The sequence below is a fragment of the Actinomyces bouchesdurhonensis genome (genome assembly GCF_900128465.1).
GTDB lineage: Bacteria > Actinomycetota > Actinomycetes > Actinomycetales > Actinomycetaceae > Pauljensenia > Pauljensenia bouchesdurhonensis.
Genome location: NZ_LT635869.1, coordinates 152189 through 171654, shown reverse-complemented (window position 1 = coordinate 171654; position 19466 = coordinate 152189). Strand labels below are relative to the sequence as shown.

The 19466-nt window shown below is 64.2% G+C and carries 15 protein-coding genes and 4 pseudogenes; 15 read left to right on the top strand and 4 right to left on the bottom strand.

Features of this window, described 5'->3' with window-relative positions; translation table 11 throughout:
* Positions 1-4: 4 nt before the first annotated feature.
* From narI to BQ7477_RS12500, 7 genes are all read left to right on the top strand, one after another.
* On the top strand, positions 5-781 hold the full coding sequence (gene narI, locus BQ7477_RS09180) for a respiratory nitrate reductase subunit gamma (RefSeq protein WP_073983667.1): 777 nt from the start codon (positions 5-7) through the stop codon (positions 779-781).
* A 325-nt stretch (positions 782-1106) separates the two neighbouring features.
* Positions 1107-2102, top strand: a complete 996-nt coding sequence (locus BQ7477_RS09175) for a MoaD/ThiS family protein (protein ID WP_073983666.1) — start codon at positions 1107-1109, stop codon at positions 2100-2102.
* Positions 2103-2202: 100 nt separating this feature from the next.
* A complete protein-coding gene (locus BQ7477_RS09170) occupies positions 2203-2622 on the top strand; it encodes a molybdenum cofactor biosynthesis protein MoaE (protein WP_073983665.1) in 420 nt (139 codons plus the stop codon).
* 3 nt (positions 2623-2625) lie between these two features.
* Positions 2626-3450 carry a HesA/MoeB/ThiF family protein gene (locus BQ7477_RS09165; protein WP_073983664.1) on the top strand — a complete coding sequence of 275 codons (825 nt, stop codon included), beginning with the start codon at positions 2626-2628 and terminating at the stop codon, positions 3448-3450.
* Between the two features lie 35 nt (positions 3451-3485).
* Positions 3486-4103 (top strand): molybdenum cofactor guanylyltransferase, encoded by a 618-nt coding sequence (mobA, locus tag BQ7477_RS09160; protein WP_420884440.1) that lies wholly within the window; start codon positions 3486-3488, stop codon positions 4101-4103.
* 74 nt (positions 4104-4177) lie between these two features.
* Positions 4178-6208, top strand: coding sequence for an MBL fold metallo-hydrolase (locus BQ7477_RS09155; RefSeq protein ID WP_073983663.1), 2031 nt, complete (start codon positions 4178-4180; stop codon positions 6206-6208).
* Positions 6153-6482, top strand: a complete 330-nt coding sequence (locus BQ7477_RS12500; protein WP_234968776.1) for a hypothetical protein — start codon at positions 6153-6155, stop codon at positions 6480-6482. The genes BQ7477_RS09155 and BQ7477_RS12500 overlap by 56 nt, the downstream gene beginning before the upstream one ends.
* A gap of 107 nt (positions 6483-6589) precedes the next feature.
* Here the strand turns inward: BQ7477_RS12500 and BQ7477_RS09145 are convergent, their stop codons facing one another.
* A complete protein-coding gene (locus BQ7477_RS09145; RefSeq protein WP_073983662.1) occupies positions 6590-7102 on the bottom strand; it encodes a molybdopterin-binding protein in 513 nt (170 codons plus the stop codon).
* Between the two features lie 328 nt (positions 7103-7430).
* Between BQ7477_RS09145 and modA the strand changes: the two genes are divergently transcribed.
* The 6 genes and pseudogenes from modA to BQ7477_RS09115 all read left to right on the top strand — a co-directional run.
* The gene (gene modA / locus BQ7477_RS09140) at positions 7431-8228 is read left to right on the top strand and encodes a molybdate ABC transporter substrate-binding protein (protein ID WP_073983850.1); all 798 of its coding nucleotides are present in this window, start codon (positions 7431-7433) and stop codon (positions 8226-8228) included.
* Between the two features lie 9 nt (positions 8229-8237).
* Positions 8238-8561 (top strand): annotated as a pseudogene (locus BQ7477_RS13105) (molybdate ABC transporter permease subunit); the annotation flags it as partial.
* A 1-nt stretch (position 8562) separates the two neighbouring features.
* A pseudogene (locus tag BQ7477_RS09130) lies at positions 8563-8922 on the top strand (IS256 family transposase); the annotation flags it as partial.
* A gap of 565 nt (positions 8923-9487) precedes the next feature.
* Entirely contained in the window at positions 9488-9949 is a 462-nt protein-coding gene (locus tag BQ7477_RS09125; RefSeq protein WP_478209464.1) for a transposase, read from the top strand.
* Positions 9950-10051: 102 nt separating this feature from the next.
* Positions 10052-11398, top strand: coding sequence for an IS256 family transposase (locus BQ7477_RS09120; RefSeq protein ID WP_420884423.1), 1347 nt, complete (start codon positions 10052-10054; stop codon positions 11396-11398).
* Between the two features lie 37 nt (positions 11399-11435).
* Positions 11436-12245 (top strand): annotated as a pseudogene (locus BQ7477_RS09115) (IS3 family transposase); the annotation flags it as partial.
* A gap of 92 nt (positions 12246-12337) precedes the next feature.
* Here BQ7477_RS09115 and BQ7477_RS09110 read toward each other — a convergent pair.
* Together BQ7477_RS09110 and BQ7477_RS09105 are read right to left on the bottom strand one after the other, a co-directional pair.
* Positions 12338-13000, bottom strand: coding sequence for a nucleotidyl transferase AbiEii/AbiGii toxin family protein (locus tag BQ7477_RS09110; RefSeq protein ID WP_073983659.1), 663 nt, complete (start codon positions 12998-13000; stop codon positions 12338-12340).
* Entirely contained in the window at positions 12964-13320 is a 357-nt protein-coding gene (locus tag BQ7477_RS09105) for a hypothetical protein (RefSeq protein ID WP_073983658.1), read from the bottom strand. The genes BQ7477_RS09110 and BQ7477_RS09105 overlap by 37 nt, the downstream gene beginning before the upstream one ends.
* 177 nt (positions 13321-13497) lie before the next feature.
* Here BQ7477_RS09105 and BQ7477_RS09100 point away from each other — a divergent pair, with 177 nt between their 5' ends.
* A complete protein-coding gene (locus BQ7477_RS09100; RefSeq protein WP_234968775.1) occupies positions 13498-16839 on the top strand; it encodes an acyl-CoA dehydratase activase-related protein in 3342 nt (1113 codons plus the stop codon).
* 78 nt (positions 16840-16917) lie between these two features.
* Here the strand turns inward: BQ7477_RS09100 and BQ7477_RS09095 are convergent, their stop codons facing one another.
* Positions 16918-18525, bottom strand: coding sequence for a glycoside hydrolase family 2 TIM barrel-domain containing protein (locus tag BQ7477_RS09095; RefSeq protein ID WP_073983657.1), 1608 nt, complete (start codon positions 18523-18525; stop codon positions 16918-16920).
* Between the two features lie 354 nt (positions 18526-18879).
* Between BQ7477_RS09095 and BQ7477_RS09090 the strand changes: the two are divergent.
* Positions 18880-19466: pseudogene (locus BQ7477_RS09090) on the top strand (activase); the annotation flags it as partial.

Below are 19466 nucleotides of genomic sequence, written 5' to 3'. Positions count from 1 at the left end.
GTTCATGGAATCCGCACTTTTGCATGCCGCGTCTGCAGCCGAGACGCAGTCGCTGTCCTTCCTGGACATTGCCCTGTGGGTGGTCCTGCCCTACGTGTCCTTCGCGATCCTCATCGTGGGCCTCGTGTGGCGCTACAAGACGGACCAGTACGGCTGGACGTCTCGTTCTTCGCAGTGGAATGAGCCGGCCATCCTGCGCTGGGCGTCGCCGATGTTCCACTTCGGTGTCCTCTTCGTGTTCATGGGCCACATCCTGGGCCTCGTGATTCCGAAGACGTGGACCGAGGCAGCCGGCGTGCCCCAGCACGTTTACCACCTGGTGGCGACGATCCCCGGCACGATCGCCGGAATCATGACGATCCTCGGCCTCGCGCTGCTGATCTACCGCCGCCTGGTGGTCAAGTCGGTGCGCGTGGCGACGACCCGCATGGACATCGTTACCTACATCATGCTGGCGATCCCGGTGCTCCTGGGTGGCGCGGCGACGCTGCTGAACCAGGTGCTCGGCGGGCACGAGGGCTACGACTACCGCGAGACGATCTCCGTCTGGTTCCGGTCGATCTTCTACCTGCACCCGCAGGCGCACCTGATGGCCGACGTGCCGCTGAGCTTCAAGCTGCACATCGTCGCGGGCCTGTTGCTGTTCTGCGTGTGGCCGTTCACCCGCCTCGTGCACGCGGTGAGTGCGCCGGTCGGCTACGTGGCGCGTCCCCCGGTGGTCTACCGTGCGCGCGACGAGCGCAAGACGCACGAGCTGACGCGCGGCGGCATGTCGGACTGAGCCGCCTGGCTTGTTTCGACCGGGTGACGAGGCCGTGACGAGACTGTGACGAGGCCTTGGCGCGGTCGTGGCGCGGAAGGTTGTCGCGTGCGGGGGGCGGGCGGAAGGCCGCCCCCCGCACCGTATATCGTGGGGTTGCGCGTCCTAACGTGGACGCGTGCGCTGTGACCCCGCTTAATCCTTCCGATCATCGGTATTGACTGTGCAGTTGTTTCGGTTGATGCTTAAAATAATGAGCGGTTTATAAGTAAGCTAACTTTGCTATCGCCTTATCGGGGACCATTGTCGCAAGGTTTCCGCTGATTAAAAGGGAGAGAGGATAGAGTTGATTGACACCTCCCATTCTCGGACACTGGCGCAAACGCTTGAGGCGATGGCTGCCCTGACGCCTGCTCAGCACACGCTGCTGGAGCGCATTTCGCAGCGTGTGGCGCCGGTGACTGTCGCGGAGCTGGCTCAGGAGGCCGGCTTGCACGTGTCGAGCGTGCGTGAAACCCTCGACGGTCTCTTTCAGGTGGGCCTGGTGGAGAAACAACAGTTGCCTTCCTCTGGGCGTGGACGACCAGCGATTGGCTATTCGACGACGACGCCTGCGGATCCGTCTTTCGCGGCGCAGATGCTCCATCAGTTGACCTCATCACTACTGGCGTGGCTGCGCGCGAATGTGCCCGATCCGGCTGCGTCGGTGCGTGAGATCGGCGCGCGTTGGGCGGACGCTGCGTTGGAGGCGATGGCGGTGCCCGATCATGGCCACGTGGCGAGCCGCCGGTCGGGTCGTGAACCGTTTAATATTGCAGGTCATTTGGGCAAGGTGCGCCTGTTCATGAACGCGATGGGTTTCGCGTCGGTGCCGCACGAGTCTGATCCGATGGCAGTCGTTTTGACGGCGTGCCCATTCACGGAGCCTGGAGCGCCGGATGATCTGGCGCTTGAGCTGCGTCGAGGCATCGTCGAGCGGATCTTTGAGCGCACTGCGACGGGGATCGCGAGCTGGCAGATGGAGGTTGATCCAATCAATCCGTTGTGCCTGACGGTTGTTTTGCGCCCGCTTGATGAGCCGAACCCGAAGCCGCTGACGACGACGGTGCACTTTTTTGGTGGTGCGGCTGAGGCGGCGGGCGGCTACATGCGCGAGCTTCCTGCGGATCGCACGCCGGCGACGCTGGGTGAGTTGATAGGGGTCCTGAGCCGGGAGAACACGGAGCTGGGGCGCATCCTGGATGTATCGAGTTTCTTGGTGAATGAGCGTTCGGCGCGCCTGGACGCTGACCTGATGCCGGGCGTGCGCATCGACGTGTTGCCGCCTTTCGCCGGCGGGTGAGAGCTTCTCATCATTTGTTGGGGTCGGTCAGGATTTTCATAAAATCCTGACCGATGTCACGTAGAGTGGATGTAAGTATCTCCCGTTCCTGGAGGATCCCATGTCAGCAAAGATTGCAACAGGTATTACTGACGCTCCCCTCGACTCGAGTTCATTGATTGATAGCGCCCGCGATGACACGTGTGGGGCCGTGGCGTCGTTCATCGGTGTTGTGCGCAACCATGATGGGGGAGAGAGCGTGGACGCGATCGAGTATTCGTCGCATCCGTCGTCGTCGCAGGTTTTACGCGCGATCGTCGAGGAGTTTGCGAATAGGCCGGGGGTGCATCGTATCGTCGCGTGGCACCGCGTGGGCCGTCTGGCGATCGGTGAGGATGCCATGGTGGTGGCGGTTGCTGCCGAGCATCGCGGCCAGGCGTTCCGGGCGGTGGAGGGCATAGTCGAGGACGTGAAGGCGAAGCTGCCGATCTGGAAGAAGCAGGAGCTGAGCGACGGTTCGCATAACTGGTCGGGTCTGTAAGCCATGACGATCGGCGACCCGTATTCGCGTGATGCCGCGGTGTCGGGGCGCAGTGTCGCGGTTTCGCTGCGCTGCGCGCCCGTGCGCTACGAGGCCGGGGACCCTGCGTTGGAACGTTTCCGCCGTAATTGGTTGGTGTCGGGTATTGGTGAGGCGGGCCAGGCGCGCCTGGCGGCTTCTCGCGTGCTCGTCGTGGGAGCGGGGGGCCTGGGGTCACCCGTTCTCCTGTATTTGACGGCGGCGGGCGTAGGAACGATCGGCATCTGTGATTCGGACGTCGTTGAGGTCTCGAACCTGCAGCGCCAGCTGCTGCATGGCGAGGCTGACGTGGGGGATGCGAAGCCTGATTCGGCGGTGCGGCACCTGAGCGCCCTTAATTCCGGTGTGCGTTTTGAGCGTTACGGGCATGTGAGTCGTGACTGGCTGGAACAGCACGGTCACGAGTGGGACCTGATCGTGGAGTGCACGGATAGTTTCGATGCGAAGTACCTGGTCTCCGATTACTGCGCGGACTGCGGCGTGCCTCTCGTGTGGGGCACGGTCGTGCGCATGGCCTACCAGGTCAGTGTTTTCTGGTCCGGTGCCCCCGCGCCCGTCCCCTCTCTGACGCTGCGCAGTTTGCACCCTGTGAAGCCCGCTCCGGGAACCACCCCGGCCTCGCCCCAGGTTGGCGTCTTGGGACCGGTTGTCGGCCAGGCGGGCACCGCTATGGCGACTGAGGTCATTAAGGTGCTGGTGGGTGTTGGCGAGCCGCTCATTGGTCGTGTGCTCACGGTCGATGCGGCGACGCAGCGCGCGGATGTGCTGACTTTCGCGCCTTGGGGGTGAGCGGCGTGGGATCGTGTGGGGCTCCGACGTCGGGCGTGTTTTTTTCCCGTGCGCAGATCGCTGGGATGGTGGTCGGCGGCGGGGGAGGTGAGCGCCTGGGCGGAGTCTCTAAGCCGGATCTCGTGTTCGGCGGATCGAGGCTCATCGACCGAGTGTGTTGCGCGCTGAGTGAGGTTGCTGGCGCGGGTCTGGTCGCTGTTGTCCCACCGGGGGTGAGCCTCCCGCCTGGGGTGATGCGCACTCTTGAGGATCCGCCAGGCGGCGGCCCCCTGGCCGGGATCGACGCTGGTCTGTCGGCCCTCGGCGCCCCCGCGGACGCGTGGGTGGTAGTCGTGTCTGTGGATTGCCCGGGTATCGCGGATGTTCTGCGTCGTCTCCTGGCCGCTCCGCTGGGCGCAGAGTATGACGGTCGTATCTTGCGCGGCGGCGATCCGAAACCTTTCGATCAGTATCTGATGGGCGTCTATCGTGCGGGGTCGTTGTTGCGGGTCATTGACGAGGCCGGGGGGCAGTGGGGGAGTGTACGCGGCTTGGGGGTGCGTCGGGTGCTTCGTTCCCTGACCCTTGATCGCGTGGATGCGGATGCTGGGGTGTGTCGGGATGTTGATACGCCGGAGGATCTGGTTTGGTGGGAGACTCACCTCAATCGATAAGTTGTCAGTAATTGCTTGCCAGGTATATGTTTGTGCGGTAGTAATTCGGATATGACTCTTGCCTAGGTGTGTTTATGCATTCTCACCACGGACGCTCGTTGCTCCAGCTTGGGCTAACCGTCCTGTCAGGACTTCTCACTGTTGCCATCGCCCCGGTCGCCGTTGCCGCACCAACTGACCAGCTGACCACTCACGGTGACACAAGCGCAAGCGGCACGCAAGCTTCACACTCTGAAGAGAGCGAAGAAGAATCCGCCAACGCCCAGGAGGACGCGCACACCGACGCGAGCGACACCGCGGAGCGCGCCGATGCCTCGTCCCACGAAGAATCCACCAACGGCGCGAACGCGCATGTCTACACCTTCCCCGGCACGAACGGACCGACAAAAATCCACATCCTCTCGACGCAAGGTGCCGCGGACGCCATCCTCCTCGAATCGCGCGGCGTCTTCGCCATGGTCGACGGCGGCGAAGGCGTGGGCGCGCCCGACGGATCCGACCCGCGCTACCCGTGGAGGGACGGAACCGAAGAATCAGATAAGGGCGACACCGACTGGGTCCTGCGCTACATGAGATCGCACGGCGTCACCTCCTCAAACCTGGCGTTCTACCTGGGCACCCACGCCCACTCAGACCACATTGACAACGCCGACGACATCATCTACGCGTTTCATCCCCAAGTAATCCTGAGCCCCGAGTATTCCGACGCGTGGATTACAGACAAGTCACGCCTGTGGGACAACCAGTGGTGCTACGACAACATGATGGCCGCCGCACGGTGGGCGCAAGGCGCGTACGGCGCATCGATCGTGCAGGACATCCACGACAATGACACCCACATCGCACTGGGCGACATGGACGTTCAGATCATCCCCACCGACCCCGCCGAGAATTACAAGCGAACCGGTGTGCGCGACGCGAACTTCATCGCGTACACCGCGAAGGTGAGCGCCTTCGGGCACTCCGCCTACCTGGCCGCCGACCTCGAGGCTGGCGGAGGCTACGAGGACCGCATCGCCCCGATCGTCGGCCACGTCGACATGCTCAAGGCCGGTCACCACGGGATGGCGACCTCGAACCTCCCGCCGTTCATGAAGACGCTCAGCCCCTCCATGATCGTCCAGACTGGCCCGAAGTGGTTCGCCCCCGACAGCCTCTCAGACAGTGTCATCCATGGGGATACCTCGTGGGCGCCAACCCTGGACCTGTGGTCGGCGGGTTCCATCCCCGCGGTCGTCGCCACCTTTAGCTCCTCCGGCATTTCCTACAACGACCTGTCGAGCGCATCCTGGGGGCACGAGTACGGTGCGGTGACCCCGCGCGCCTGGTGGTTCAAGGGTGCGCGCCCTTCGGCAACGACCGGATGGTGGCAAGGTCGCTCCGGCTCCTGGTACTACTTCGCGGGTAAGCCCTCCGCCGAAGCATCCACCTGGGTGTACGACCGCGGGTCCTGGTACTGGATGGGACCGACCGGCGCGATGGCGACTTCCGGATGGGTGAACGACGGAGAGGGCTGGTACTACGTCGGCGCATCCGGACGTCTGGCCGCAAGCGGCTGGATGTGGGACTCCGGCTCCTGGTACTACCTGAACAACGGGCGCATGAGCGCCGGGTGGCTGCTCGATCGCGGCACCTGGTACTACATGGATCCGCATACGGGCGCGATGCGCACGGGCTGGGTCCGCGTCGAGGATCGCTGGTACTACTTCGGATCGTCGGGTGCCATGTCCACCGGGTGGCTGCGTGACGCGGGCGCCTGGTACTACCTGAACGGTAGTGGCCAGATGGCCACGGGATGGCTGTCAAGCGGCGGGGCCTGGTACTACCTCTCCGACAGTGGCGCGATGGCGACCGGCTGGTTCCGTGTCGGTGCTTCCTGGTACTACTCTTCCACGTCGGGTGCCATGGTCACCGGGTGGCTGCGTGACGCGGGCGCCTGGTACTACCTGAACGGCAGTGGCCAGATGGCCACGGGCTGGGTCCTGGATGGTGGAGCCTGGTACTACATGAGCGACACGGGCGCCATGGTGACCGGCACACGCGAGGTCGATGGCCGCTCCTCGATCTTCTCGGAGTCTGGCCGCTGGGTCGGCTACGCCTCCTGACCGACGCCACCCGACCCAGTGGCTCGACATCGACGGCGTCTCCTACCACTTCGACGAGACCGGCGCCCTCACCGAGTACAAGGCCAGCGGCACGGTGACGGTGGTGTCCAGCGAAACAGCGTCGACGCCGTCCCCGACCCGGTGGGCGATCGGCGGCGCGGTGCTCGTCCTCCTCGCGTGGGGGTCTCCGTCGTCGGGGCTGAGGCTCCGCCTTTGTGACGAGGCCGAGGCCTCGTTTGATTACTCACAAATGTCGCACGTAATTCCCATGTAAACCTTTCAAACCTTGAAATCGCATCGTTGAGATTCTGCGGTTTTCTCGATGCCTTACAAAAGTAAGGTGACCCAAATTACGTGCGACATTGGAGGGAGGAGAGGGGGTTAGCGGGCCTCGTCGAGCTGGTGGAATATTGCTCCCAGCAGGGGGATCACCACCTCGAGGGTGTCGAGCGCGCCGCCGCGCGAACCCGGTGAGGAAATAATGAGAGCCCCCGAGGAGTCCCGCGCCGTCACGCCGACGACCTCGCGGGACAGGCCCGACAGGGGGGTGTTGGTCAGGCCGTGGGCGCGGATCTGCTCCGCGACGCCGGGAATTTCGACCTCGACGATCGAACGGACGACCTCGGGTGCATAGTTGCCCACGCCGAAGCCCGAGCCGCCCAGGATCAGGACGAAGCGGGCGCCGACCTCGAGGGCGTCGCGGATCTCCGTCTCGAGGACGTCGGCACTCTCGGGGATCGCGGCCATCGTCACCTCGCCCAGGCCAGCTGCGGTCAGTGCGCCGACGCACGCGGGGGTCGCCCGGTCCTCCTTCGTGCCGCGCTGTACGCGGTCCGAATAGGCGATGATGTGGGCGTCGATCTGGCTGAGGTCGTAGGCGACGGGCTTGGGCATGGTGTCCTCCGTGAGGTGGCGATGTGCTTGTGACTGTGATCCTAGTCCCTCGCGGGTGGCGTGGGCTTGTCGGGTCAATTTATGCGTCGCTGCTCCGACTCAAATGGTCCGTGGGCGCGTGCGAACTCGATTTGGGGGTGGAGTCACGAGTCGGAATGAGCAGCAGGCCGAAATAAAAGTGGCTAACACCGATTTAATAGGTGAGTAAGTTTCCCTTATTCTCACAGGTAAAAGTAATGATTCGGGTACATGAACGCGCAAGCGTTGCGTGCCCCATATCCCCATGTTAGATTAAACGCGTTCCATCCCCTCTCAAAAGGAGATGCCCGTGCGCTCCCTACGCCTCCTCCCCGTCCTGGGCGCCGCCGCCCTTGCCCTGGCCGCCTGCAACTCCGGCTCGACGCCCGCCGACTCCACGGCCTCGTCCGAGGCGATCCAGCCCGCCGCTGAGACCACCGTCCTCAACGTCTACGCCGCCGCCTCGCTGACCGAGACCTTCGGCGAGCTCGAGAAGACCTTCGAGGCCGCCAACCCCGAGGTGGACGTCCGCTTTAACTTCGCGGGCTCCCAGGACCTGGTCACCCAGCTCGGCGAGGGCGCGGACGTCGACGTCCTGGCCACCGCCAACGAGTCCACCATGAAGAAGGCCGCCGACGCCGGCCAGGTCGACGCTCAGACCATCTTCGTCACCAACACCCTGACCCTCATCACCACCCCCGGCAACCCCGCGGGCATTACCGGCCTCGACTCCTCGCTCGACGGCGCCAAGCTCGTCATCTGCGCCCCCGAGGTCCCCTGCGGCAAGCTCACCAAGACCCTCACCGACAAGCTCGGCGTGACCCTCAACCCCGTCTCCGAGGAGCAGGCCGTCACCGACGTGCGTGGCAAGGTGTCCTCCGGCCAGGCTGACGCCGGCATCGTCTACAAGACCGACGCACTCGCCGAAGGCGACGCCGTCGACACCGTCGAGATTCAGGGCGCCGACGAGGCCGTCAACAAGTACCCGATCGCCCTCGTGAGCGCCTCCACCAAGAAGGACTACGGCCAGAAGTGGATCGACCTGGTCCTCTCGACCGAAGGACAGGCCACTCTCGAAGAGGCCGGCTTCACGCCCGCCGCGAAGTAACGTCGACCCGTGAAGTCGCGGAGGACACCCGCCGTGAGCCCCCTGCCCGTCTGGGCGGGGGGCCTCGGCGCGCTCGCCCTGTGCTTCCTGGTCCTGCCCCTCGCCTTCATGCTGGGGCGCGTAAACTGGGCGACCCTGGGAGCGACCCTCGCCACCGACGAGGCCTCCGCCGCCCTCGCGCTCTCCCTGCGCACCTGCGTGATGGCCCTCGGCGTCGACCTCCTCCTTGGAGTCCCGGCGGCCCTCCTCCTGTCCCGCTCGTGGCGCGGCGTGCGCGCCGCCCGCATCCTCGTCGCCCTGCCCCTCTCGCTGCCGCCCGTCGTCGCCGGCATCNTTAGAAGCGTTCTACCCGGTGATCTACCTGGATGCGATCCGCATCAAAGTCCGATGCGATCACAGGGTGGAGAACCGGGCCGCTCACCTGGCGGTAGGAGTGGACATGGAGGGCGTCAAGCACGTGCTGGGCATCTGGGTCCAAGCCGATGAAGGCGCCTCCTTTTGGGCCCACGTGTGCGCCGAGCTTGCCAACCGAGGCCTACGCGATGTCCTGATCGTGTGCTGCGATGGGTTGGCTGGCCTGCCCGAAGCCATCGAAGCGACCTGGCCCCAGTCCATGGTCCAAACCTGCGTGGTTCACTTAATCCGCGCGTCCATGCGTTTCGTGTCCTACAAGGACCGTAAGAGCGTCGNTGCGGATGCGCGGGGCCTCGTGGGGCTGCTGCGTGCTTAGCCTGCGGCGGCCTGGCCCCATGGGTGGCTGTGTCAACCCTTCGATGCGCAGCTGGACCCTACTAGTGGAGTATGGGCACACCTGCCCACACTCCACCTAAGGGGTTAACGTGCGCATTGAGGGGTTGAGGATGCCACTTGTCGGGTTAACACGCCACTTACCGGGTTAACGCGCCACTTGTCGGATTAACGCGCCACTTACCGGGTTAACGCTCCACTGAGTGGGTGAAGTTGTGTGCAAGTTGTTGACGGTTCGTCTATGCGGCTGTTGTCCAGGCCTCTCGGTGTTGTTGATGTTCGATGGGGAATTGACGCCGAGGCTGGTATGATCCGCGCAGTCGGGCAGTGCGCGTGCGCTGAAGATGCGCGAGGCAATGGCGGTGCAGGCGTGGCAGGCAGATCAGTGCCGCGCTGGCGCGATGAACTGCCTCCCGTTTCTTGGACATCGAAATTGAAGTCCAGGGAATGGGAGGCTTTTCGTGTCTGTGGATGTGCGGTTGAGGCATGATCGTTTGCTTCGGGAGCAAGCGGTGGAGATGTTCGAGAGGGGATGTGGCTATGGTTTGACCGCCAGGAGGCTTGGTGTGTCTGCCGAGACTGTGAGAGAGTGGCAGAAGACGTACCGTGTGATCGGGAGGGATGGGCTTGTTGCCATGGGAGTAAAGCAGATTAGATACGACTATGAGACCAAGGTCGCCGCAGTGAGGGCGGTGGTTGATGGTGGGATGAGTAAGCCTGAGGCGATGGTGCGTTTTGGTATTGTGAGCGCGACACCGTTGAAGCGGTGGTGCAGGTTGTACCGTGAGGGCGGCGCGCAGGCGCTCAGGCCCAAGCCTAAGGGCAGGCCGAAGGGGTCGGTGCGGGCGATGCCGCCAACGCGTGAGGAGGAACTCGCCGAGCGCGTGCGCAAGCTCGAGGCGCAGGTGGCGTACCTAAAAAAATCGATTGCCCTGAAGGCGCAGAGGCGCTCCCAAACCGGGACAAAGCCCTAGCGGTCGCCGAGCTTTCAGGGCATGGACACGCGGTGGGTGATCTCCTCGAGGGGCGTGTTTAATTGTCTGTGTATCCGTCTTCTTGTTTGAAAGGATTGATGCATGATGAATGATGATGTTGTTGTGGCTCGCGCTAGTGGGCGTGAGGCTGTGGAGGAGCTTCGCAGCTCGGGGGCGTTGGATGCGTTGTTTGAGCGTCTTGATGCTGGCGAGGTCGAGATGACGGGCAGCCAGGGCTTGTTGCCGGCGTTGCTCAAGGAGGCCTTGGAGCGCGGGTTGGCCGCTGAGCTGACCCAGCATTTGGGGTATGAGAAGGGCCAGACCAGTGGGCAGGCGCGCTCGAACACGAGGAACGGCACGACGAAGAAGACCGTGATGTCGGAGGTGGGAGCCTTCGAGATCGAGGTCCCCCGGGACCGGGCAGGCTCGTTCACCCCGCGCCTGGTGCGTAAAGGGCAGCGGCGCCTCGATGGCTTGGATTCGATGATTATCAGCTTGTATGCCGGGGGGATGACGGTACGCGATATACGCCATCACCTGGCCTCCACCCTGGGCGTGGAGGTCAGTGCCGGGACGATTTCCACGATCACTGACGCGGTGTGCGAGGCCGTCTTGGAGTGGCAGCACCGCCCCCTAGAAGCGTTCTACCCGGTGATCTACCTGGATGCGATCCGCATCAAAGTCCGATGCGATCACAGGGTGGAGAACCGGGCCGCTCACCTGGCGGTAGGAGTGGACATGGAGGGCGTCAAGCACGTGCTGGGCATCTGGGTCCAAGCCGATGAAGGCGCCTCCTTTTGGGCCCACGTGTGCGCCGAGCTGGCCAACCGAGGCCTACGCGATGTCCTGATCGTGTGCTGCGACGGGTTGGCTGGCCTGCCCGAAGCCATCGAAGCGACCTGGCCCCAGTCCATGGTCCAAACCTGCGTCGTTCACTTAATCCGCGCGTCCATGCGTTTCGTGTCCTACAAGGACCGTAAGAGCGTCGCCGCGGCTCTAAAGCGGGTCTACAGCGCGCCCAACGAAGAAACCGCCCGAGAGGCGCTGGAAGACTTCGCGGCCAGTGACCTGGGAGCGCGCTACCCCCAAACCGTTGCGACCTGGCAGCGCGCCTGGCAGCGCTTCACGCCGTTCCTGGCGTTCCCGCCCATGCTGCGCCGCGTCGTGTACACCACCAACGCTATCGAGTCCTTGAACTACCAGCTACGCAAAATCACCAAGAACCGCGGGCATTTCCCCAGCGAAGAAGCCGCCGTCAAACTCCTGTGGCTCGCCATCTGCAACATCGAAGACAAACGAGCCGCTCAGCGCCTCACAGACGCTGGCAAACCCGCCAACAAACGAACAGGACACACCCGCCTCATCCAAGGACACACCACCACCAACTGGAAACAAGCCCTCGCCCAACTCACCACCGCCTACCCCGACCGAATCACCCCCTACCTCTAACCCCCATACACAGAAAAATTGACAGGCTCTCCTCGAGGCGGCCGGCCTTGCCAGGTCGAGCTACTACTACGCGCTGGCTCACCCCCAGCTGCCAACCAGAGCGCAGCTACGTCCCAAGGTCGCCCAGATCTTTTCGCGAACCCCCAACGGGTGCGGTCACAGGCAGGTAGCCATGTGCCTACGCGCCGAAGAAGGAGCACGAATCGCTGACAAGACGGTCCTGAAGATGATGCGCGAAATGGGGCTACGCTGCGGCATACGCCGCGAGAGGGCCTACCACAGGTACAACTCCTACAAGGGACTCGTTGGCCAAAGCTTCGCAAACATCATCGGACGCGACTTTAAGGCCGATAGGCCCTGGCAGAAGATGGGTACCGACGTCACCGAGTTCAAACTCTCCTTCGGTAAGGTCTACCTCGCTCCGGTCTACGACTTTGCCAGCAAAGAGATCGTCGCCCACTCCATCTCCATGCACCCCAACCTCGCCCAGCAACAAGAGATGCTCCAGATGCTCATGGACGCCAAGCCCGCAGGGGTCGAGCCGATCTTGCACTCGGACATGGGATGGCAGTACCAACACAAGGCCTACATCAGCGCGCTTGCCGATAACGGTTTCATCCAGAGCATGTCACGCAAAGGCAACTGCATCGACAACGGCGCCACCGAGCAGGTCTTCGGGCACCTCAAGGACGAGTTCTTCCGCGGCCAGGACTGGCAAACCTTCGAGAGCTTCAAAGCGGACCTCAACGCCTACATCACCTACTGGAACACAACAAGACGCCAAGTAAAGCTCAAGGGCCTGACCCCGGCAGAATACCGAGATCAGGCCCTCCAACAAGCCGCATAACGGCTACCATTAAACGCGTCCAAGTTTCGGGGCGCAGTTCACGACGAGGCCGGGGCGGGGATTCACTCGGAGGATGTCGTGCCGTTTTGCAGCTAGTCGTTGCTTTTATTGTCGATGTCGTCGGCCCAGCTGCTGAAACGTCGTTGGATCGCGTGGAGCTGCGAGGCAGTGATGCCGTAGGCCGCAACTTGTGTCAGGGTGATGCTGTGTGCTCCGCGCAGACATTCTGTAAAGAATCCTACGTCGAAGCCTGCGTCGCGTTCCTGAAGGAGTTCGATGAGGCGCGAATCGCTGATCGTTCCGGTGGAGCGGATCGCATCGACGTCGAGATAGTCGCGGGGGTAGCTCCTGGAGTACAGGGCGCTGAGTTTGTTGCCGACGGCGTCCTCAATGTCAAGAACGGGGCCAACGCTGAGGCGGACAGGTGTGTGGGCACGCCAGTCGATAGCGAGATCAACGCTGAGTGGCGCCCCGTGTGGTGGTGTGACGGATAGCTGGGCGAAAGAGTGGCTGACGCGTTCGACGGTGACGTCGTAGTTGTTGGCAGTGAGGTGTTCAATGAGGCTGCCTACTGCGTTGGGGAACCGCGTGGAGGCTTGCATGACCGTGAAGAGGTCAATGTCGTTGGTGGGTCGCTGCGTCATCCCGTGTTCACGGATCGCACCCGAACCAGCGAGGGCGAAGCCCGCATCTGCGAGGACCTCGAGTGCGCATGCGATTAGCTGGCGCTGCGTCTCTTGTACAGAGTGAGCCATTTGTTCCTCCCGCACAGTGCCTTGAAGCGGTTTTCCCATGCGGCGGTGATCGCCAGGTCGAGGCGCAGTGTGGGCCACATGTCGCTGAGGATGTCGCGGTTGAGGTAGCGTCGTTGGTCTTCCACGCTGCCCTCGCCGATGACACATTGGTAGACCGTCGTTCGTTCGCCGTCATCGTCGAGGTTAAAGGAACCATCCCCCGGTGCCCAGCTCAAGCGCACGGGGAGGTGCACGACGCCCGTGGACGGACCCGCGAGTTCATCCAGCGACGCGGGAACACAAAAGGGTTTCGTGTCGCGGTACGTGATACGTCCACTCATGCCGCTCCCCTCTCCTGTCTGCGATCTGGTGACCAGCTCGTATGTCTAGCTTAGCGTGCGATGAGGCGGGCTTGTCTGCAAGTTCATGGTAGCTACGATTCAGCCGCTCGGTGCTGTTGGTGTTCGTTGGGGATTTGACGCCGAGGCCATGGCGGGGCAGGCCGGGCAGGCGAGGCAATGGCGGTGCAGGCGTGGCAGGCAGATCAGTGCCGCGCTGGCGCGACGAGGCCGGACCGATCCCCTATCTTGCCGAGGGGNACCTCCGTCATCGACATCGGCGGCCAGGACATGAAGTACCTGCGTATCCGTGACCATGCGGTGGACTCCATTTCCGTGAACGAGGCCTGCTCCTCGGGCTGCGGTTCCTTCCTCCAGACCTTCGCGCAGACCATGGGCACCGACGTGCGTTCCTTCGCGCGCATGGCCATGGAATCCTCCTCCCCCGTGGATCTGGGCACCCGCTGCACGGTGTTCATGAACTCCTCCGTCAAGCAGGCGCAGAAGGAAGGCGCGGACGTGCGCGACATCAGCGCCGGCCTGTCCTATTCCGTCGTGCGTAACGCCCTCTATAAGGTCATCAAGCTCAAGGAGCCCTCGGACCTGGGTGAGCGCGTCGTCGTTCAGGGCGGCACCTTCCTCAACGACTCGGTGCTGCGCGCCTTCGAGCTGCTTACCGGCCGCGAGGTCGTGCGCCCCGACATCGCGGGCCTCATGGGTGCCTACGGCGCCGCCCTGACCGCGCGCATGCACGACACGGGGGAGGGGACCTCGACGCTCGCCACGATCGAAGCCCTCGAGGGCTTCAGCGTGGAGACGACCCGCAAGACGTGCCGCCTGTGCCAGAACCACTGCCAGATGACGATCTCGACGTTCTCCAACGGCGAGCGTCACGTCTCGGGCAACCGCTGCGAGCGCGGCGCGTCCCTGGAGCGCGTGCCCAAGAAGTCCGAGCTGCCTAACCTCTACGACTGGAAGTACAAGCGGATTTTCGGCTACCGTCGCCTCACCGAGAAGAAGGCGTTCCGCGGCGACATCGGCATCCCGCGCGTGCTCGGCATGTACGAGAACTACCCGTTCTGGTTCACGATGCTCACCGCGCTGGGCTTCCGCGTCATGATCTCGGGCCGTTCCAACCACGACCTCTTCGAGACCGGCATGGAGTCTATCCCCTCGGAGAACGTGTGCTACCCGGCCAAGCTCGTCCACGGGCACATCGAATCCCTCCTCGATAAGGGTGTCACGACGATCTTCTACCCCTGCGTCGACTTCGAGCAGAAGCTCACCGAGTCCGAGAACTCCTTCAACTGCCCCATCGTGGCGACCTACCCCGAGGTCATCCGCAACAACATGGAGCGCCTGGCGGAGCCCGGCACAAAGTTCATCAGCCCCTTCGTCAACTTCGGCAACCGCGACTACCTGCCCGCCCACCTGTCCAAGACCTTCAAGGAATACGGCTACGACATCCCCGTCGAGGAGATGAAGGCCGCCCTGGACAAGGCGTGGGAGGAGGACGCCGCCGTCAAGGCCGAGATCCGCGCGAAGGGCGTCGAGACCATCGAGTGGATGCGTGAGCACGGCGTGCGCGGCATCGTGCTCGCTGGCCGCCCCTACCACCTCGACCCCGAGATCAACCACGGCATCCCCGAGGTCATCGTCGGCCTGGGCATGGCCGTCCTCACCGAGGACTCCATCATTGACGCGCGCCTCGAGCGACCCCTGCGCGTCCTCGACCAGTGGTCCTACCACTCGCGCCTTTACGAGGCCGCCGCCCGCGTCGGCGACGAGCCCGACCTTGAGATGGTCCAGCTCAACTCCTTCGGCTGCGGCGTCGACGCGATCACCGCCGACCAGGTCCAGGAGATCCTCGAGGGCCGCGGCGACGTGCACACCGTCCTCAAGATCGACGAGGTCTCCAACCTGGGCGCCGCCAAGATTCGCCTGCGTTCCCTCGACGCGGCGATCACCGAGCGCGCCTCCCTCACCTCCGCGATTAACGAGGCCGGGGCCGGCGACGGCGAGAACGGCGCGGGAGCGGGACTGGCCCCCGCCTCGTCCGTGGGCCTGGTGTCGGGTTCCGTCGACACGGCCACCCTGCGCGACCCCTCCGGGGACGCCGCCCGCGAGGAGGCGGCCGGGCACATCAAGCCGCGCGCCGTCTTCACTGAGGAGATGCGCGAGGCCGGCTACGAGATTCTCGCCCCCCAGATGTCTCCGATTCATTTCCGTTTCCTCACCCCGCTGTTCGCGAGCGCGGGCCTGAAGGTGCGCGTCCTGGAGCACACGAGCCGCGCCTCCATGGAGGTTGGCCTCAAATACGTCAACAACGACTCGTGCTACCCGGCGATCGTTGTCATTGGCCAGCTCCTCGACGAGTTCATCTCCGGGCGCGCCGACCCCGACCGCACGGCGGTGGGCATCACACAGACGGGCGGCATGTGTCGCGCCAGCAACTACGCGGCCCTGCTGCGCAAGGGGCTGCGCGACGCCGGATACCCGCAGGTCCCCGTCATCGCCCTGTCCGTCCAGGGCATCGAGGACAACCCGGGCTTCCACCTGGGCATCCCCCACATCCACAAGGCCATCCAGGCCTTCGTCATCGGCGACGCCATCCAGTCGATGCTGCTGCGCGTGCGCCCCTACGAGGCCACGCCCGGCTCCGCGATGGAGCTGTACCGCACGTGGGACGCCTACGTGCAGGAGTGGATCACGTCGGGACGCGTGGCCGCCCTGGGTGGGCGCGTCTCCTACGGGAAGATCATCCGCGAGTGCGTGCGCGCCTTCGACGCCCTGCCGCTGCGCGACGTTCCCCGTAAGCCGCGCGTCGGCCTGGTCGGCGAGATCCTCGTGAAGTTCCACCCCGACGCCAACAACCACGCGGTCGACGTCATCGAGGCCGAGGGCTGCGAGGCCGAACTGCCCGGCCTCATGCAGTTCTTCCACAACTCCGTGGCGACCGCCGCGTGGGACAAGGAGAACCTGGGCATCGACGGCAAGCAGCGCTACATCATGCCGATCGTTTTGTGGGCGCTGAAGAAGTACGAGAAGCCCGTGCACCGCGCGTTCGCGGCGACGGACGGTAAGTTTGAGCCGCACCGGCCCATCGAAGAGATGATCGAGCGTTCCCAGGACATTGCGCGCCTGGGCAACCAGGCCGGCGAAGGCTGGTACCTGACCGCCGAAATGGTCGACATGATCGAACACGGCTGCCCGAACATCATCTGCGCCCAGCCGTTTGCGTGCCTGCCCAACCACGTCGTCGGCAAGGGCATGTTCCGCGCGCTGCGCACCCGCTACCCCGAGGCCAACATCGTGGCCGTCGACTACGACCCGGGTGCCTCCGAGGTCAACCAGCTCAACCGCATCAAGCTGATGCTCGCAACCGCCCTGCAGGACCCTCAGGCGCGCGACGGCGACGTCTTACAGCTCGTGGACGTCGAAGAGCCGACGTCGTGCGGCGGGTCCGGTTCCGTCATGCTCGGCATGCCGGCCATCCCGACGAGGCGCGCGGCCTTCCGCTGATCGTTTCTCCTCTTCGCGTACGAGGCCTGGGCTGGGTTCCCGGGCCTCGTCGCGCAATCGTCAGGCGACCTGCGGCACTTATACCGTCATCTCGCCGCGCGCGATCTCGAAGCCCGTCGGCGCCCACCCCGTGGAGTACGACAGGCGCACCGAGACCTCGCGCATGCCCGAAGAGGGCCACGGCACCTCCAGGAAGCCCGTCTCGCCCGGCCCAACATCCAGGGATGCCGAATACTCCCACGTCTCGTGGCCCTCATCAACAACGCGGCACAGGAACTCCAGATCCGACGTCGACGTGAAGGTCATGTGGTTGCGCACCGTCACCCCCGAATAAGAAGGAGCCACAGTCACCGGCGCATAGTGCAACTCCTCACCGCGCACCTTGCGTAGGTCCGGGAAGGACGCGTGCGAGTACTCCGGGCGCGTCGCATCCAACGCGCGGGCTGCGCGCAGCTCGTTCTCCTCCTCGCCGATCGCCCAAGCGATGATGCTCGGGTGCGCACGATCTCGCCGAAGCGCCGCCACGATCGCTTCGTCGCGTGCCGCCCCCGGGCCGTACACGTTCGACGCGCAGTCGACGACGTACAGGCCATACTCGTCCGCCAGCTCAAGGAAAGACGCGTGCCCAGGGGCACCCGTGATCACAACCGTGTTCACGCCGTGGCGCTTACACCACACGACGTCGTCGACCATCTCTGGAAGGTTGACAGCCAGGCCCGCGCGGCCGTCGCACTCGTTGCGGGTCACTCCCCGCAAGACCAGTGCCTTACCGCCCAGGGCAACGCCCTGCGCCGTCGCCTCAACGTCGCGGAAACCCAGGTCAAGGGAAACCGTGTCCTTGACCCCCTCCTCGTCGCGTAGCGTCACGATCAGCCGGTACAACGCCGGCTCTTCCGCGCTCCACGGGATCACATCCAGGCCTCGAACATCAAAGACCTCATCCGGGGACGCCACCGCGGACCACAACCTCACCCCCTCGGCCTCGTTTACGAGCGCGGCATGAACCTCAACGCCACCCGTCGTCTCAACCCGCAACGTCAGGGAACCCGCGCGACCATCGTGAGACGCCACCGGCACCACGTCCACGATGTGCGCCGGCGGCCTCGCCTCCAACGACACCTCACGGAACAAGCCGTGACAGCACACCGGCGAATCCACCAGCAAGGCAACCAGCGTGTGCGTGTGAGTGGGCTGCAACGCGCCCGTCACGTCAAAAGCCGCAGGAATGAAACCATCCGCACTAAAACCGACGAACGTTCCATCGACCCACGCGTAGAGAGGACCCGAGAACCCACCGAAGGTCAGGGTCATCATCCAGCCGCGCTCAACCGCATCCTTCAACGGAGCATCAAAGATGAACTCGCGACGCAGAATCGAGGCTCGCACAACGTCTCCGGACGACACTCCGGCGCTCGCCTCCCCCTCCGAGCGAACCCAAACATTCCGGCGCGTCCGCGAGCCATCCAGCTCCAGGATGCCAGGCACGGATGTTGCGCTGAAATTCTGATGAGAGGGAGCACGATCAATCAGCTCCGAAGCGGTGCCAGTGACACCGGTAACCTGCCAGGTGCTCGACAGCATCTGGAGCGGCCTGCGTGACCTCCACGTCGCGTGCACCGTCAAGCGGTTCACCGACGCCCCTGGGTCCCGCAGCCACGTGACGTCCGGTTCCAGGATGCGACTCATGTTATAAAAGTATCATTCTTTTATTAGTCATGAAAGAGTCAATTTTGCTGAAATACAGTCAAATGTGCCTTGACATGGGCTTTGGTTTCAGCTGTCAAAGGGCAGTGTTGCTCACATCGTGGGATTGATGGACACCCGTGCGGGTGGCCTCACCCCAGCGCGGGGGAGCCGAACACGCCACGAACCCAGGCCTCGCCCACGGCGGATCAGCACTCCGCCCGGAGCACCGAACAGGGACACATAACGAAGCCCGGCCTCGTCCGCGCATGGGACGAGGCCGAGGCAGGTGCGCGGATCGGGTCAGCCCTGCACGCTCTGTGCGCCGTCCTGAGCCGCCGACTCGCGATCCGCGTCGCGNCCATCTTCAACGCGGTCGCCACCCAGACCATCGCGGGCCTGGCGTGCGGTCGCCCGATCCGCGGCACCGTCATGTTCCTCGGTGGACCCCTGCACTTCCTGCCCGCCCTGCGCGAGGCCTACAAGGCGCTCCTGCCCAAGGCGGACGCCTTCGTCACTCCCGACGACGCCCAGCTCTACGTTGCCATCGGCGCCGCGCTCCTCGCCGAGAAGGAGGCCGCTAAGAAACAACGTCAGGCCGAGGAGGCTGGCGCGACCTCCGTCGAGACCCGCGGCGAGAAGCTCACGACCCTCATGGAGCGCCTCGCCGCCGCCCCCGTTCAGGTCGAATCCCCGCGCATGGACCCGCTCTTCGCGACCCCCGAGGACCGCGAGGAGTTCATGGCCCGCCACAGCCTCGACGTCATCCCCAAGGTCAGCCTCGACGAGGCTGAGGGCCGCTGCTGGCTCGGCATCGACGCGGGCTCCACGACGATCAAGGCTGTCGTCATCGATTCCCAGGACCGCATCGTCTTCACCCACTACGCCTCCAACGAGGGCGACCCCGTGGCCGCGGCCGTCGACATCGTGCGCGCCGTGCGAGG

What these genes read in the sequence shown, in the direction of transcription:
- narI (WP_073983667.1), top strand. Translation starts at nt 5, where the DNA reads ATGGAATCCGCACTTTTGCATGCCGCGTCTGCAGCCGAGACGCAGTCG.
- BQ7477_RS09170 (WP_073983665.1), top strand. Translation starts at nt 2,203, where the DNA reads ATGTCAGCAAAGATTGCAACAGGTATTACTGACGCTCCCCTCGACTCG.
- BQ7477_RS09165 (WP_073983664.1), top strand. Translation starts at nt 2,626, where the DNA reads ATGACGATCGGCGACCCGTATTCGCGTGATGCCGCGGTGTCGGGGCGC.
- BQ7477_RS09155 (WP_073983663.1), top strand. Translation starts at nt 4,178, where the DNA reads ATGCATTCTCACCACGGACGCTCGTTGCTCCAGCTTGGGCTAACCGTC.
- BQ7477_RS12500 (WP_234968776.1), top strand. Translation starts at nt 6,153, where the DNA reads ATGGCCGCTCCTCGATCTTCTCGGAGTCTGGCCGCTGGGTCGGCTACG.
- BQ7477_RS09145 (WP_073983662.1), bottom strand. Translation starts at nt 7,102, where the DNA reads ATGCCCAAGCCCGTCGCCTACGACCTCAGCCAGATCGACGCCCACATC.
- BQ7477_RS09120 (WP_420884423.1), top strand. Translation starts at nt 10,052, where the DNA reads ATGATGAATGATGATGTTGTTGTGGCTCGCGCTAGTGGGCGTGAGGCT.
- BQ7477_RS09110 (WP_073983659.1), bottom strand. Translation starts at nt 13,000, where the DNA reads ATGGCTCACTCTGTACAAGAGACGCAGCGCCAGCTAATCGCATGCGCA.
- BQ7477_RS09105 (WP_073983658.1), bottom strand. Translation starts at nt 13,320, where the DNA reads ATGAGTGGACGTATCACGTACCGCGACACGAAACCCTTTTGTGTTCCC.
- BQ7477_RS09095 (WP_073983657.1), bottom strand. Translation starts at nt 18,525, where the DNA reads ATGAGTCGCATCCTGGAACCGGACGTCACGTGGCTGCGGGACCCAGGG.